Below are 16,017 nucleotides of genomic sequence, written 5' to 3' on the forward strand. Positions count from 1 at the left end.
AAAAATTTTAATGAATTTTGTGAAAAATGGCTGCAAAATTAGCAATAAAAATTCAATCTTCTCCAAGCACTTGGATAATTGATTGGAGAAGAGAAATAAATAATAAGAATCTTGAAGGTTTCATTTGTAAAACTTGTGCGATATGAAGTCTAAAAAATCAAAATCATTCATTTATTTTTTCATATTTATTTAGAAAGTGAGACGCAGATTAGACGTAAATATACCTGATTTTCAATTTATTATAACAAATAAATTCTATTTTTTTTGTTTTGAACTTTTACTTTTATTTTTGTCATGTCCTTAAAAAACAGGACATTCGTGTTTTAACATAAAGCCAAATAAATATATGATGAGTGATATTGAATCTGTTAAGTTATTATTAGAAGAACCTAAGCGAATTGTATTGACTACTCATACTCGACCGGATGGTGATGCAATGGGATCTTCCTTGGCATTGTATCATTATTTGAAGCAACAAGGACATGATGTTTCAGTGATTACTCCTACTAATTATTCAGTATTTCTTCATTTTCTTCCTGGAGATCACGAAGTAATTATTTATGAAAATCACCAAAAACGATGCAATAAACTAGTTGAAGCTGCTGATTTGCTTTTTGTATTGGACTACAATGCTCCCAAACGAGCAAAACCTATGGATAGGGCCATCCAAAAAACTAAAGCAACCAAGATTATGATTGACCATCACCTTGAACCCGAAGAAGGCTTTGCAGCATACGCTTTTTGGAGTGTTGCAGCAAGCTCGACTTGTGAGTTGGTCTATGAATTTATTTCACAAATCGGGAGTACAGAATCCATTGATAAAAAAATTGCAACTTGTTTATATACAGGAATTTGTACTGATACAGGTAGATTCAAATTCAGTGTCACTCCACGACTATTTGAAATAGTTGCCGATTTATTGCGAAAAGGAATCAATATCAATAAAATACATACGCAAGTATTTGATACTTTTTCGGAAGACCGTCTTCGATTTTTGGGTTTTTGTTTGACCAAACGAATGATGGTCTTCCCAGAATACAACACTGCTTTTATTTATGTTACGGAACGTGATTTTCGAAGCTTCAACTATCAAGAAGGCGACAAAGAAGGTTTGGTCAATTATCCACTAAGTTTGGCAGGTTTTCGTTTTGCAGCACTTATTACAGAAAACGATGAAATGATAAAGCTATCTTTTCGTTCTAAAGGTAACTTTTCTGTAAATGACTTTGCCCGCAATCATTTTGAGGGAGGAGGTCATAAAAATGCTTCAGGAGGCTTATCTCGACTTTCGCTCGAAGCAACCATAGATAAGTTTATTGACCTATTGCCCAAGTATGAAAAAGAATTGACTAGTTAAGTATAAATCAACAACAAATTGATTTTCATTTATTTCCATCTAATTTGTTTGAAAGATTTCAATAAACAACTTTGTACTACACCAAAAAATATCTGCATATGAAAAAGCTTATATTTCTCCTCAGTTTATCTTTATTCTTGTTAACCAACTGTGATAACTGGCAGAATGTCAACAAAAAAAACGTACAAACGCCTCCTACTAACCTAAACGAACAAAAGACACAAGCTGCCATTGATAAGGAAAAAATTGAGAAATACTTGGAAGACCTTTTTTTGCTGGATAAGGCACAAACCACCTCTTCTGGCATTCACTATATAATTGAAATTGAAGGAAATGGAATGAGTCCCTCCGAAGAAAGTACGGTCAAGATTACATTTCAAACCAGTTTATTAGATGGCACTACTTTTGAGGACTCTAAAGATTTTCAAAAAGACGGTATTGTGACTTTTGGCATAAACGAGCAATTTATCAAAGGATGGAAAGAGGCTATCATGCTCCTCAAAGAAGGTGGTAAAGGCACATTTATCATTCCCTCGGGATTGGCCTATGGCAAACGTTCATCCAATAAATTTCCTGCAAATGCGGTATTGATTTACAACATTGAGCTCATTGAAGTCAATTGATAAAAACATATATCTACCATTCATTCGTTAATTATACCAACAATATGAAGTTCTATTTATTGATTATTTTTAATATTTCTATTGCTTTTTGCCTATGGGCTTGTCAAACAGACAACAGCCCCTCTTCTCCTCAAAAACCTTGTGTTCATCCTTCATTCGGTGATTACATCAATTTTGATTTGGAATACCGTTCCCCTGATGATTCTGTGTTATTTAGTACCTTCAAGAAACAAAGTTTGGAGATTAGATTTCAAGAAAGTTTCTTCAAAGGCTTGTTGAACGAAGAGCTTCAAAGGATGTGTCCAGGTGACAGTAATACATTCTTTGTTGATGCCAAAACATTGTTAGGAGAAAACAATCCGCTTACCAAAAAAGCCGCCCAAATTAACCTCATTCTCAAGCTGTACGATGTAAAAACGGAGGAAGCTTATAAGGCAACACGCATGACTGAGAGGAATCAACAGATGGTAACAGATGATTCCTTGATAACCAATTACATGGCGCAAAAAAATATGGAATTGAAAAAGTCAAGATCTGGGGTTTATTACATCATCAAGGAGCAAGGAGAAGGAAATCCTCCTACACTAAAAAATAAGGTACATATTGACTACAACATTAAACTGTTGGGAGAGGATGTATCTCTGGAATTTTCAGAAAATGGCGGTAAGGAGATTAATTTAAACCGATTACCCAAAGGCATGAGAGAAATAATCATGTTGTTGGGCAAAGGCGGCAAAGCCCAAGCAATTATTCCTTCTTCATTGGCGTATCAAAACCATCAAAGAGGTAGAATTCCTGCAAATTCAGTGCTTAAATATGAAGTCGAGTTACTTGATTTTGAAGAATCCAAATAGTTCTTGACATTTAGAAAAATAAAGTAGAAATTTACATTTTTTAAAACACAATTTCTCAAACATTAACTAACTGCTCAAAAAATGACCAGAAAAATAATTACACTTCTCATAATCGTTCTCATGGCGGCTTGTCAAACACAAACTCCACAGGAAGAGATGCAGCTAAAAATAGCAGATTTGGAAAAAGAAATCAATTCCAATGGCACTTTTCAAAAAGCAATGATAACTCCTTTAGTCACTGCTTATGAAGAATATATGACCAAGTTCCCTGAAGATTCCATAAGTACCAGTTATCAATATCGCATCGCTGAAACCTACCAAAAAGCAGATGATTTAGACAAAACGATTGAAACCTACGAAAAAATTCTCTACGACAAAGGTAAAGACAGCAACTTTGATGTGAAGGCTGCAATGGGTACCGTAAGAGCTTACGAAAGCTTTGCTAAAACAAGAGCAGACGATGCAAAAACTCCCGAGTACTTGTTTAAAGCTGCTGAAATTGAACGCTCTTTGAAAAACTACAAAAAGGCAATTGAGAACTACCAAACCATTCAAACCAAGTATCCTGACTATGAAAAAACCCCTCATAGTATGTTCTTATTAGGCTTTATTTACGAAAATGACCTAAAAGATGATGCAAAGGCAAAAGCATTGTATGAGCAGTTTTTGGAAAAATATCCTGAACATGAATTGGCAGATGATGTCAAATTTTCTTTGGATAACTTAGGAATTAGCCCAGAAGAAATCATCAAACGCTTTGAAGAGAAAAACAAAGCAACAGATGCCAAGAAGAAACCAGCAAGCTAGTGGATTAGTGGATTAGTGGATTAGTGGATTAGTGGATTAACAACAATACGAATCAAAACATGACCAGTTTCAAGTCACTAATTACCAACAACTAATCACCAAATGTCCAATTACTTCAATATCTTACTCACAGGCGGACGTGCTCCTGCAACTTTACACCTCGCCCGATTGCTCAACAAAGCGGGGTGTAAAATTTTTGTAGCGGATACTTTTTTACAACATGCAGCAGGTCACTCCAATGTAGTGGTAAAAAACCTCATCTTCCCCTCCCCTACACATAATTTTGCCGCTTTCCGCACAAAAATTATATCCATAATCATTGGTCATCAAATTGACTTGATTATTCCTACCTGCGAAGAAGTATATTACTTTGCCATGTTGAAGGAAGAATTGCAGCAACATACCACAGTTTTCACCAGTTCCATACAAACATTGAAGTTGCTGCACAGCAAATACCACTTCATCGAACTGTTGAAAAAATGGCAACTCCCTTTTCCACAAACTTTTCTTGCTGCAAATAAAGACACTTTGGAACAGCACCGTCAACACCTGAAGCAATATGTATTGAAGCCAGAGTATAGCCGATTTGCAGACCAAGTAATCATTGATAGCAAAGGTGATTTATTGAAGCAAGAGATTAACATTGAAGTAAATGTTGCAAAAAAATGGGTAGTCCAATCTTACATTGAAGGGAATCACTTTTGCTCTTATAGCATGGTAAAAGAAGGTAAATTATTGGCACATACGGTATATCCTGTTTCTTATCGGGTCAAACAGGGTGCAGCTTTGTATTTTAGGCATGTTGATATTCCCACAATTGAAGCAACTGTAAGCCGAATTTCTAAAGAACTCAACTATACGGGGCATCTCGCTTTTGATTTTATTCAATCTGAGGCTGATGGTTTGTATTACCCCATCGAATGTAATCCTCGATTGATAAGCGGAATTCATTTATTTGAAAACATAGATAAATTAAAAAATGTATTTCCATCTCAAAATAAAGCTGAATTTCATAAAACTTTGTATGGAAATCCCAATAATAACTGGATGATATTTTTTGGGCTATTGCTTTATGCTGCTCCAAATGTAAAATCCATAAAGGAAATAAAGAATTTGTTTTTAGATATAAAAACCGCAAAAGATGTTGTATTTTCGTGGGCGGATTTGAAGCCGTTTACAAAACAATTTTCCGCTTTGTATTATTTTTATCATTTATCTAAGCAACAAAATATATCAATACTCGAAGCATCGACTTATGATATAGAGTGGAATGGAATAAATATTTAATGCTTTCACCCTTTTAATTTTATTGAAGAATATTTATTTGATAACTATTTACATACTGAATGTAAAATAGCGTAGCGTTTACTTATGTCTGAAGAAAAAAAGAAACTACACTTATTGGTAACGGGTGCTACGGGATTTGTAGGTAGCCGTTTGATAGAACGAATGGCAGACGACAACCGTTTTTTGAGCATATTGGCAACTGGAAGAAATGAACAAATCGGCAAAAAATTGGCATCACAAAAAGTTGATTTCCAACCAGGAGACTTAACCGACCCAAAATTTGTCAACACTATTACAAAGAATAGAGATGTCATTGTGCATTGTGCAGCACTTGCAGCACCGTGGGGAAATTATCAAGAATTTCACAATGCAAATGTGGTGACTACCCAAAACCTGATAAATGCCTGCAAAATCAACAAGGTGAAACGCATAGTTTACCTATCAACACCCAGCATTTACCAAACCCACCATGTCGACCAGGTAAATATCAGCGAATTAGATATTCTCCCTAAGAAAATGATTAACCACTATGCCGCCACCAAATTGGTAGCAGAAGAATTGCTCAAAGATGCTTTTCATAGGGGGCTAGAGACGGTTATTCTGCGTCCACGAGCAATTATTGGAAGAGGCGATACCAACATTTTACCCCGAATCATTGATGCGCAAAAAGCAGGAAGTTTGTTCATCATTGGGGATGGTAAAAATAAGGTAGACTTGACGAGTGTATCCAATGTGGTTGATGCCATTGATTTGAGTATTTTTGCGCCTAAACAAGCGTTGGGTCATGCGTTTAATATCACCAATGATGCTCCAATTGCGATGTGGGAAATGATTGAAGAAATATTTAACCAACTCAATCTCAGACTTTCCCAACGCAAAGTTCCCTATTTTGTCGCCTTCAATATTGCCCGACTGCAAGAATGGGTGGCAACGATTACTCGAAGTCAACAAGAACCTAAACTAACCCGATACAGCGTAGGGGTTCTCTCCAAATCCATGACACTCAACATACACAAAGCGAAAAACCTATTGGGGTATCGCCCTCGCCAAAGTAATTTGGAAGCTATTGAAGAATTTGTATCTTGGTGGAAAGAAAAACATCCAATCAAATGACCCCTGAAAGAAAAGCACGTTTTGCAGAAATATTGGACAAACGGCAGGCAAGCCTCACCATTATTTTGGAAGATATCATTGACCAACACAATATTTCGGCAGTGTTGAGAAGCTGCGACTCAGTGGGCATTGGTGAAGTGTATATTATCACTAGCGACAAACTAAAATATTGCAAAATCCGTCCAGAAACTCCCCTTCAATCTTGGAAAGGCAGAAAAATTTCGGCAAGTGCCAATAAATGGATACACATACATCTGTTTCAATCCATTGAAGAATGTATGGCAGCCGTTAGAGCGAAATACGATTTGATTTATAGCACACACTTATCCGATGATGCGAAAGATTTGTACGAATTGGATTTGACCCAATCGGTCGCCTTACTATTTGGTAATGAACGGGATGGACTTTCTGATGAAGCCCTGAGTCATGCAGATGGCAATTTTTGTATTCCACAAGTGGGTATGATCAAAAGCCTCAATATTTCAGTGGCTTGTGCAGTGACTCTTTATGAGGCATACCGCCAACGAAACAAAGCGGAAATGTATGATACAATGAGTTTGGATGCTGCCGAAAAACAGGCAACTTTGGAGGCTTGGGTACAAAGAGATTTTGATGCGAAACGTAAAGGTAGGTGATTCTTTATGCCTTCAACCCATCCAGCAGCAAGTGAAAAAGCTGGTCTGCAATGTCATCGGGTGAAAGTTTGCCATCAGGGCGGTACCAATCGTAGAGCCAATTCATTGCAGAAAAAAGACCGAGACAGAAAAAATGAACATCTACGTTTTTGAACTCTTTTCCTTCAATGCCTTTTTCTACAATTTGGTGAAAATCTCGTTCGTATCGTTTGCGTTGAGCCTTAAATTTTTGGAGGTTTTCTGCATCCAAAGAACGCCATTCGTGCAAAAATACAGCAGAGGCATCTAAGTTCTTCATAATCACCTTCACATGCGCTTTGAGGGCTTCACCAAGCATCACTGTTGGCGAAACTTCCATTTTCTTTACCTCTTCAATGGCTTCAAAAAATTGACTGGCAATGTCAAAGCATATATCTGCCAGTATTTCTTCTTTCCCATTTTTGAAGTGATTGTAAAGGCTTGCAGCTTTGATGCCTACCTCATCTGCAATGTTACGCATTGAGGTAGCAGCATAACCTTGTTTACGAAACAAGTTTTGAGCAATATTGCGGATATGGGTTTTTCTATCTGTATTGGCAGTATTGGAATTCATGATTATTTTTTGAAGGAAACTCTTGGATCTAATATGCCATAAATGACATCTACAAAAATGGTGATGAACACAAACAATACGGCTGCAAACAAAATGGCTCCCATTGCTACGGGAAAGTCGAGATTGTTGAGTGCATTGACCGTTTCGTAGCCCAAACCCTTGTAGTCAAAGATGATTTCGATGAAGTAAGCACCTGCCAATACGGATGCCAACCAACCTGAAATAACGGTGACAACGGGATTCATGGCATTTCGCAAAGCGTGTTTTGCTATCACGGTGTATCTCGATAAGCCTTTGGCGTAGGCAGTGCGAATGTAGTCTTGTGACAAGGTTTCGATCATGGCGGAGCGTGTCAATTGGACAATAATGGCAATTGGGCGAATTCCCAAAGCAATGGCAGGTAGTATCAAGTTTTTGAGTACCAATACATCTTCACCATAGTTGTTCATTTCATACAGTTGTCCTGTGTGACTCAGCCCTGTCCAATCGGAGAGGTAGTAACCAAATATCATCGCCAACAATATTCCTGAAAAATAGGACGGTTGGGATATACCCAAAATAGATCCGACCAAAATGGTATTGTCCAATCCTGAAAATTGTCGAACGGCTGCAATAATGCCTAGGAAAATGCCTATGATGGTGGCCCAAGTGATGGCTGCCAAACCCAAAATGATGGTTTTTGGAAGTGCGACCATGAGAATATCCCATACCTTTCGTTTGGTTTGATAGGATCGCCGCAAGTAGGGAGTTTTCGTGACCAACACAGTGCTACCGAAAGACATACGTTTGGTATATTCGTATTTTTGTTGATTGGCGGGGGTGTCTTCGTGTATCGAAACGGGGGATATGTCTCGTATATACATCGCAAATTGTTCGGGAAGAGACTTGTCCAAACCCAATTCTTTGTTGATTGCTTCAACAGTAGCTACATCTGCTCGCTGTCCGAGCGTCAACCTTGCAGGATCGCCCAAACCATTGAAGAGGACAAATACAATCACCGTCACTCCAAAAAGGACAAGGATACCATATAGAAGTCGTTTGATAATATAAGCAATCATAACCTTACAGATTTAAAATCATTTGACACTCCAAATTCTTTTGAGTGGGTCGTACTTCAATTGAACAATTCCTACTACGGACGAAACTTTGGATTTGATGGTTTTTAGTGCTGCGTCTGCTTTGCTTTTGTCCGCATAGAAGCGATACACTACTGCACATTCCTCGATGCCGTTGTGTGTCAATTGCAGTACATGTGGGATAGCGATACCTTTATCAAGAAAATCGTTGCTTATTTTTCGGGCATTCATACAGGTATTAACTACTGTCTCATTCCCTTCTTCATCGGTGATTTTTTCCTCTGTTGAAGGTATCCAGCTGACGACTACCAAATACAAATCTTTCCATTGCCTTTCAACAGATTCCATTTCCGACATACTTTCGATAATGTCATTGGCTACTTTGCTATAATGCAAATCAGGATATTGTTCCACAAATTTTTTGAGTGCATCTATATTCGTCGCATTGGGATAAAACTCGGTTGCCAATCCATTGACCATATAGCTCTTGTCAAATTCGCTTTTGACTACATGCACATCTGTCAAAGGAATCAATGCTGTTCTAAAATCTTTCTCAATTTTTTGGGTGAAAGCGTGATTGGGATATTTGGCACGCATTTGTTCTCCAAATGCCACCATTTTTCCTTGTCCTTCTAAATCCAGAAAAGGATATTCCCCCATCATTGAGATGGTTTTGGCACTTTGAAACTCCATATACCATTTGAATACCTCAGAAGCATATTGCTCCATTTCTTTTTCCAGCATTTCACTTGGTCCTAAATCGAGGTACATGCCCTCGGCATAAATGACCTGCATTCCCAATGTTTTCAATTCCTTATCCAATTTTGCGCCTGCTGTACTATGGTAAAAAACGCCATCATTGATCGCAATAGGATCCAATACTTCTTTGTGCAAAGCGGTAATAACATCTTTGTCACGCATATCAAACAAATCCTGCAAATCTTCATCGCTTTTGACCATTTTTGAAGCATTTGTAAGCTTGTACGCGTATACATTCAGTTCTTGGAGCAAGTCACTTTTTTGATGACTGATGCTATCCAAAACTGGAAAATTTTGTTTTAAAAAATTTGGGCTTATAGATATATCAGCACTTTTGTCATTGGAGTCGTTCGTGGTACTGCTTGAATTTTTATTTTCACACCCCCAGACAATAAAAAACAAAAGCAAAAAAATACATTGGGCTGTAATGCGACTGAACATAGCCTATAGAATATTATAATAGTGAGAAATTGTATTAGCAAAAGTAGTAAAATAGTTGCAATATGTCATACAATTCGTTGTCGCATTACCTCATACAAACTCATTGCAGTAGCAACAGACACATTGAAGGAATCAAAATCGCCTGCCATCGGAATTTTTACCCATTTATCAATCATTCGCAATAAACTGGCATTGATACCGCTATCTTCTGCCCCTACCACTATTGCAGTCGGAATGGTCAAGTCTGCTTGGTAAAGCATGGTGTCCGTTTGCAGGGAAGTCGCCAATATCTGTAGTCCGTTTTTTTGTAAGTATTTGACCGAATTTTCTAAGTCATTGACCTTACATACAGGAATTTTATTCAATGCACCTGCTGATGTTTTTAAGGCTTCTGCGTTGATGCTTGCTGCTCCTTGCGAAGGAATGACCACAGCATGAACGCCAGAGCCTAAAGCAGTTCGAGCGATTGCGCCAAAGTTGCGAACATCGGTAATGCCATCACATACCAGAAATAAGGGTACTTCTCCCCTATCATAGACATGACTGAGAATGTCTTCGAGCGAATAATACCGAATGAGTGATAAATAGCCTGCTACACCTTGATGGGCGGCATTGCGGGTCAATCTATTGAGTTTTTCGATAGGCACTTTTTGGATAACCGTATCCGCTTTTGCAGCCAATGACACGATTTCTTTGATGCTGTCACTTTTCAAGCCCCTCTGAACGAATAACTTATCTATAGATTTGGCAGACTCCAATGCTTCAAAGATGGGATTTCTGCCGTATATTAGGTTTTTTTCTTTTTTGATCATGTTTTTTGTTTTTTAAACCCATAGGAATGGTTCAAAAATAATTTTAAAATTTTGAATATCAGCAAACAACGTTTTCATTTTTTCCGAGTAGGCTATTTTTATTTTCATACCTCCAATACCAATCCATCATAAGCCAAAAACACATTTTCGGATAGTTCGCTCTGAACCACATCGTGTAAACCCATTCGGTGGCTTAGGTGGGTAAAATACGCTTTTTCGGGCTTCAATTCTTCCACCAATACAATTGCCTCTTCTAAGGTAAGGTGTGACCAATGTTCGGTTTTCTTCAAGGTATTGAAGACCACAATTTTACTGCCTCTTATTTTGTCCAACTCTTGTGGGGCAATGTACTTGGCATCGGTAATATAGGTAAAATCACCCAATCGAAACCCCAATACAGGCATTTTTCCGTGTATCACTTCAATGGGAATTACTTTCACGCCATTTACTTCAAAAGGTGTATCGGCATAAATCGTGTGTGCTACAATGCTCGGTGCGCCAGGATACCTGTTTTCGGTAGGAAAAGCATAAGGAAACGACATTTTCAAGGCGTGTTGGGTGGCGGTGTTGGCATAAATCGGCAAGTCCTTGTCGGTGAGATGGTTGTATGCACGCACATCGTCTAAGCCCGCTGTGTGGTCTTTGTGTTCGTGGGTGAACAACACCGCATCTAACCGAACAATACCTGCCCTCAACATCTGTTGGCGAAAATCAGGTCCTGTGTCAATCACCCAGTTCTGCCCCTCTATTTCCACTGCAATCGAAGTTCGCAGCCTTTTGTCCTTGCTGTTGATAGACAAACACACCTCACAAAGGCAGCCAATGACTGGCACTCCCATTGAAGTTCCTGTTCCTAAAAAAGTTATTTTCATCTGTTTCGGGATGCGTTTTGATTTGATGGATTCTATTCTTCGACCAACTGTTTGTAATAGATTTTTGATTTGTCTTCCAATTCTTCAACGTCCACTTCAATTTGCCTCAAAATCTCTATTAGCGACAATATCCGTGCTTCAGTAGAGTGGTATCTATTGATAACCACCACCTTTTTGCTTTCCAAAATACAATAGCCTGTACTAAAACTACCCTTTCCTGTTCGCACTTCGTAGCCAATCTCTTGGAGCAAATCCTCCATTTTCTGCAAAGTATGTTTGGTGTATTTGAGCATGAAATGAAAATTAAAATGCAAAGTAAAATAAAAAAAATGAACCCAACGGTAACATCCTCCCATTGAAGTTCATAAAGAGGCAAACAAATCATTTTAACCTTTTAACCTTTTAAAAATTAAATACCATGAAAACTTCAAAATTTTTCGGAATCCTATTGTTTGCTTTCTTTTCTTTTTTCCTTCAATCAAATGCTGCATTTGCACAAAGAACCATCAGTAAATCAACCACTACAAATGCACGAATATCCAACAAGATTGATTTGAGTAAAGTTTTGGTCTGCAAACCGAATAGTTTTTATGCACCTTATGTAACCTTCGCCCAAAAATCACCCAATTACAATGTGATGGCTGTCAATGTGACCTTGGTTTCTTTGTGGAATCACTTCACAGGTCAAGCCGCAGGAAGGCTCACTTACAATGCCAGCACTTGCAGTTTTGTTGGAACAATTGACTTTAGATTCAGCGACCGTCTTTATGCCTTCCCCAACTGCAATAATTCGGGCGGAATTTATTTTCCTCAATACCCCTTCGATCCCAATCGTTTGGACAAAGCACAAATCAGCATCAACGCTACAACAGGTGTGGTCAGCCTTCAATTGTGGGGCAGCAAAACCTTCGATACCACTGTCACCAAAGGCATCATCAATGGTTTTGAAAAATCTGCTAATATGATGATTGCCATTACTTCAAAACAGGAAGAAATACCGATAATCAAGTAATGGAGGTGAGGTGTATAACTACTTCAATTACATTTTAAGCAACAAAGGCTTTGTAAGATAGAACTTACAAGGCCTTTGTTGTTTTGGTGTTTCTATGGATATGAATAAAGTAAGTATTTGTTTTGAAGGAGTAGGTAAGTAAAAAAAATGAAATGTAGAAAATAAACCTTGAATTTTGATTATAAATTTGTTTATTCCTTTTTTTTAATTAAATTGCAATCAGTAATTTTTATTAACCATTAAATGTATTTAAAATGAAAAAAAGAATAATTTTACTATTTGTCGTAACTGTGTGTGTGTGTGTGATTTATAGTTGCACAAAAGATGACAATAGCTCTGTTGCTCCTACCTTACAAGGTTTTTCTGCCAATAAAACAACTTCTATGAATTACACTTACACTGGTGTCGTAGAGCAAAATGGCAGATTGGTTTTTGATGATTTAGATGCTTTTCATATTGTGTTAGACTCATTGGAAAGAAATGATTCCATCTTTTTTGCTACAAATCCCGAACCTGATTTAGTTGATGCTAATGGCAATAATATTTTAGGAGAGAATCCTGTTTTAGATGACTTTGAAGACGCATTTTCTAATTTCACTTCTTATCATCGAAAAATAGAAACAGATGAGATAAATACAATGAATGCAGGAAACGAATATGATACTCAACCATTAACTGAAGATGATATTCTTGCAACAGTTCTAAATGAAGACGGAGAACTACAAATTGGAACAACAATATACAAAATATTAAACGAATGCCAAAGATTATTTATTCATAATGAAGATGAAGCGGCATTGCAACGTTTTAATAATGGAACTACGAATCCTATTTTTGAGCCTAACCTTGTTAATCATAGCGTATGTTTTAAAATTGGTAAATTTGAAAATGAACATTGTATTCCTTATTTTTCATATTATGTTAGCAATACAAATGGCTTAAATGTAAGTTTTTACAATAATTCTATACATGGTTTAGGTATTAACCCAACACTTACATGGGACTTTGGAGATGGAAATACCTATACCTCTCCAAATACATGGACTGTTCCCGATCACACCTATGCACAAGCAGGTACATATACAGTGTGCTTAAGAATGACAGGTGATTGTGTAGAACAGTATTGTCAGAATATAACTGTGGGAAATGTTTCTGCTACTTGTTTTGCAAATTGGACATTTGAATTTAGTAATGCTGCTTTCACTAATGCTAGTTTTTTTAACTCTTCTTATAGTACATCTTCATCAGGACTTACTTATAGTTGGAATTTTGACGATGGGAATTCAACCTCTACTCAACAAAATCCGTCTCATACTTTTTCTACTCAAGGCTCATATAATGTTTGCTTAACTGTTACAGATGTTAATAATCAATGTTCCGATACTGAATGTCAAGAAATCGAAGTGGGATTATTAGATAATGGTTTATGTGTATGTTTTCCAAGCCGATGGCAATATGATAATGTTACTATAGGTGATAGAAGAATGAAAAAGACAATAGGAATCGAAAGTTTACCCACAATTGGAATTTCTCATGTTATATCAAAAACACGATTCAGAAAACGAGGAACTGCAAATCTATGGTGGAAAAAAAGAGCTGATTTTATTGCTGCTGAACTGTCAGGACAGGTTTATACATCTCCAAGTGTACAGATTATCCCTACCTGTGGTCCTAAAGTATCTATTGAGGCTTTCAACCCTAGATACAACAGATCAAAAGCTAGGGCTATATGGCATCGTGTTCCAACAGGACCGATAAGAATAAAAGAAGTAGGAATAGTTCTAGGTGGGCATCAGTTAGAGGATGATGGTTTTACTTTCCCCCCAGAAATTTTCCCTTTACCCAATAGTTGTCCTTTCTAAATATAACAATCTAAAGATGGTTCTTTCAATTAGATAAAAAATTGAAGGAGCCACCTTTATTTAAATGTTTTCTTATGAAAAAAAAGATACTCGTTTTTATATTTTACTCTTGTTTTGCTTCAATATGTATTCATGCTCAATCTTATGAGTTTGATTTTTTTTCAGAATCTTACATACCTATAGATTCAAATAAATCCACTATTATATTAAAATCAATAAATTGGAGCTGGTCACCATTGAACAGTCAATATTATGCTCCTATCGGCTTTATATTTGAAATAGAAGAATCTCAAAATGATTCTATTTTTATTTCTCCTCAAGGATTCGTGAATTTCTTCCAAAACTGCAATGCTAATCAATTTGGAGACGTTGTTCCTCCTATATTGTATGCTTATTTCTCAGCTTTTGATGATAGAGGATGGTGGTTTGGAGATGGAGAGACCCCAATGACTACCATACACTACCTCACAGAAGGGGAAGAAGGTAATAGAATTTTCAAAATAGAATGGAAAAATGTGGGCTTTTTTGATTCTATTGGAGAAGGTGACGATTTTGTGAATTTTCAAGTATGGTTGTATGAGTCAGACAATAGTATAGAGATTCATTTCGGAGCTAGTTTTATTACCAATACAAATGATGAAGATACATGGTTTTATTTTGATGGTCCTCTTATGGCTTGGATTTACTATACCGATTGTGAATTAACCGCAGATGAGCCTGATATGCTTCTAATAACAGGGGATGAAAACAACCCTAACCATCAGTTTGTCACTACTGAAGAATTTGTGGCACTTGGAATAAAAACAATTGACAATGCCCCCAACAAAAATATGGTTTATCAATTCAAGCCTACTTCTGTTGACATTGAAGAAGAAAACGATTTTGCTTCACAGTTAAAACTTTATCCCACAATTGCAGATAACAACTTGACCTTAACTTTCAGCAAGCCAATTGTTCAAGAATACAATATTGAAGTTTATACTATTGAAGGTGAATTATTGAAAACTCAAAGTTCAAACACCTCCAATGAAAACATTGATGTTGCGGATTTGCCAAAAGGTCTGTACCTTTTGAAGGTAAGAAACCAAGAATGGAATCAGATATTTCGTTTTATAAAACCTTAAAATCATATCAACTATGAAAACAATACTTACTTTCTTCCTCGTTTCCCTTTTCCTTCAATCCCCAAACATTGAAGCCCAAAACCAACCTTTTTACGCAGGAATTTCTCTTGGAGTAGGAGGAACTTTTACACACTTAGACGAAAATGTAGGAAAGGTTCAACTTGTAGGGATAAATTATCCATTACCCGTTGAAGTTTTGTTGGGGTATCGGTTGAATAACTCTTTTGCTGTTCAACTTACAGGAGGATTTCACAATAAAACCTATCAAGTTTCACCTGATAAGTTTTTTCAAAACGCCAATGCACCTACTATTGGATATGGGTTTGGACAGAACAGAAGTAGTCCACATATCGGTGTCAATCTATTGTATCGAAAATCTATTGGAACATCTTCTAAGCATTTTATAGGTGGTCTAATTGGGTACAGTAGAATATGGTATTACGCTGATCGTCCGAGTACGGGTACTTGCAATGATTTTGAGGGTTCTGTCTTTCCCAAAGACTGTGAAGATGGTGGTGTAATAGTAAACTTTGACTTTGAAGAAGCCAATAATCACTTCCTCACTTTTGGAGCTTTTTACGAAAAAACAATTGGCAAAAACGCCAATAGAACTTTGCGATTGGGTTTGAATTACCGCAAAGGAGGAGGAAAGGTAACGCCTGTTGGAGGGGAAATCTATTATTTTGAGAATGACGAACGAGCGGAAACTGTCAATTTTTACAGCAATGGCTCGATGTTGTCTTTTGAAGTTGGGTATATGTTCGGGTTTGGGAAAGAAAAAAACTAAATAC

General features: G+C 37.0%; 17 protein-coding genes. 11 read left to right on the plus strand and 6 right to left on the minus strand.

Annotated features, from left to right (window positions below):
- The first annotated feature begins 349 nt into the window (after positions 1 to 349).
- From R3E32_09940 to R3E32_09970, 7 genes are all read left to right on the plus strand, one after another.
- The gene (locus R3E32_09940) at positions 350 to 1,357 is read left to right on the plus strand and encodes a bifunctional oligoribonuclease/PAP phosphatase NrnA (GenBank protein ID MEZ4885033.1); all 1,008 of its coding nucleotides are present in this window, start codon (positions 350 to 352) and stop codon (positions 1,355 to 1,357) included.
- A gap of 98 nt (positions 1,358 to 1,455) precedes the next feature.
- Positions 1,456 to 1,980 (plus strand): FKBP-type peptidyl-prolyl cis-trans isomerase, encoded by a 525-nt coding sequence (locus R3E32_09945; GenBank protein MEZ4885034.1) that lies wholly within the window; start codon positions 1,456 to 1,458, stop codon positions 1,978 to 1,980.
- Between the two features lie 44 nt (positions 1,981 to 2,024).
- Entirely contained in the window at positions 2,025 to 2,834 is an 810-nt protein-coding gene (locus tag R3E32_09950) for an FKBP-type peptidyl-prolyl cis-trans isomerase (GenBank protein ID MEZ4885035.1), read from the plus strand.
- Positions 2,835 to 2,915: 81 nt separating this feature from the next.
- Positions 2,916 to 3,641 carry a UPF0158 family protein gene (locus R3E32_09955; GenBank protein MEZ4885036.1) on the plus strand — a complete coding sequence of 242 codons (726 nt, stop codon included), beginning with the start codon at positions 2,916 to 2,918 and terminating at the stop codon, positions 3,639 to 3,641.
- A gap of 102 nt (positions 3,642 to 3,743) precedes the next feature.
- Positions 3,744 to 4,928: an ATP-grasp domain-containing protein gene (locus R3E32_09960; GenBank protein ID MEZ4885037.1), complete on the plus strand. Its 1,185-nt coding sequence runs from the start codon at positions 3,744 to 3,746 to the stop codon at positions 4,926 to 4,928.
- 84 nt (positions 4,929 to 5,012) lie between these two features.
- Positions 5,013 to 6,041, plus strand: coding sequence for an NAD-dependent epimerase/dehydratase family protein (locus R3E32_09965; GenBank protein ID MEZ4885038.1), 1,029 nt, complete (start codon positions 5,013 to 5,015; stop codon positions 6,039 to 6,041).
- Positions 6,038 to 6,676: a TrmH family RNA methyltransferase gene (locus tag R3E32_09970; protein MEZ4885039.1), complete on the plus strand. Its 639-nt coding sequence runs from the start codon at positions 6,038 to 6,040 to the stop codon at positions 6,674 to 6,676. Before R3E32_09965 ends, R3E32_09970 begins: the two co-directional genes overlap by 4 nt.
- 4 nt (positions 6,677 to 6,680) lie before the next feature.
- Here R3E32_09970 and R3E32_09975 read toward each other — a convergent pair whose 3' ends face one another.
- From R3E32_09975 to R3E32_10000, 6 genes are all read right to left on the minus strand, one after another.
- Positions 6,681 to 7,268: a TetR/AcrR family transcriptional regulator gene (locus R3E32_09975; GenBank protein ID MEZ4885040.1), complete on the minus strand. Its 588-nt coding sequence runs from the start codon at positions 7,266 to 7,268 to the stop codon at positions 6,681 to 6,683.
- A gap of 2 nt (positions 7,269 to 7,270) precedes the next feature.
- Positions 7,271 to 8,326, minus strand: a complete 1,056-nt coding sequence (locus tag R3E32_09980; protein ID MEZ4885041.1) for an ABC transporter permease — start codon at positions 8,324 to 8,326, stop codon at positions 7,271 to 7,273.
- 18 nt (positions 8,327 to 8,344) lie between these two features.
- Positions 8,345 to 9,304 carry a hypothetical protein gene (locus R3E32_09985; GenBank protein MEZ4885042.1) on the minus strand — a complete coding sequence of 320 codons (960 nt, stop codon included), beginning with the start codon at positions 9,302 to 9,304 and terminating at the stop codon, positions 8,345 to 8,347.
- A 305-nt stretch (positions 9,305 to 9,609) separates the two neighbouring features.
- A complete protein-coding gene (rlmB, locus tag R3E32_09990; protein ID MEZ4885043.1) occupies positions 9,610 to 10,356 on the minus strand; it encodes a 23S rRNA (guanosine(2251)-2'-O)-methyltransferase RlmB in 747 nt (248 codons plus the stop codon).
- Positions 10,357 to 10,460: 104 nt separating this feature from the next.
- Entirely contained in the window at positions 10,461 to 11,228 is a 768-nt protein-coding gene (locus R3E32_09995) for an MBL fold metallo-hydrolase (protein MEZ4885044.1), read from the minus strand.
- A gap of 32 nt (positions 11,229 to 11,260) precedes the next feature.
- Positions 11,261 to 11,521, minus strand: coding sequence for a hypothetical protein (locus R3E32_10000; GenBank protein ID MEZ4885045.1), 261 nt, complete (start codon positions 11,519 to 11,521; stop codon positions 11,261 to 11,263).
- Positions 11,522 to 11,646: 125 nt separating this feature from the next.
- Here R3E32_10000 and R3E32_10005 point away from each other — a divergent pair, with 125 nt between their 5' ends.
- The 4 genes from R3E32_10005 to R3E32_10020 all read left to right on the plus strand — a co-directional run bounded on the left by R3E32_10005 (position 11,647) and on the right by R3E32_10020 (position 16,013).
- Positions 11,647 to 12,240 (plus strand): hypothetical protein, encoded by a 594-nt coding sequence (locus tag R3E32_10005; protein ID MEZ4885046.1) that lies wholly within the window; start codon positions 11,647 to 11,649, stop codon positions 12,238 to 12,240.
- A 254-nt stretch (positions 12,241 to 12,494) separates the two neighbouring features.
- A complete protein-coding gene (locus R3E32_10010) occupies positions 12,495 to 14,102 on the plus strand; it encodes a PKD domain-containing protein (GenBank protein ID MEZ4885047.1) in 1,608 nt (535 codons plus the stop codon).
- A 236-nt stretch (positions 14,103 to 14,338) separates the two neighbouring features.
- Entirely contained in the window at positions 14,339 to 15,226 is an 888-nt protein-coding gene (locus tag R3E32_10015; GenBank protein ID MEZ4885048.1) for a T9SS type A sorting domain-containing protein, read from the plus strand.
- 13 nt (positions 15,227 to 15,239) lie between these two features.
- On the plus strand, positions 15,240 to 16,013 hold the full coding sequence (locus R3E32_10020; GenBank protein ID MEZ4885049.1) for a hypothetical protein: 774 nt from the start codon (positions 15,240 to 15,242) through the stop codon (positions 16,011 to 16,013).
- The last annotated feature ends 4 nt before the right edge of the window (positions 16,014 to 16,017 follow it).

This window comes from Chitinophagales bacterium (genome assembly GCA_041392475.1).
In the GTDB taxonomy this organism is placed as follows: domain Bacteria; phylum Bacteroidota; class Bacteroidia; order Chitinophagales; family UBA2359; genus JAUHXA01.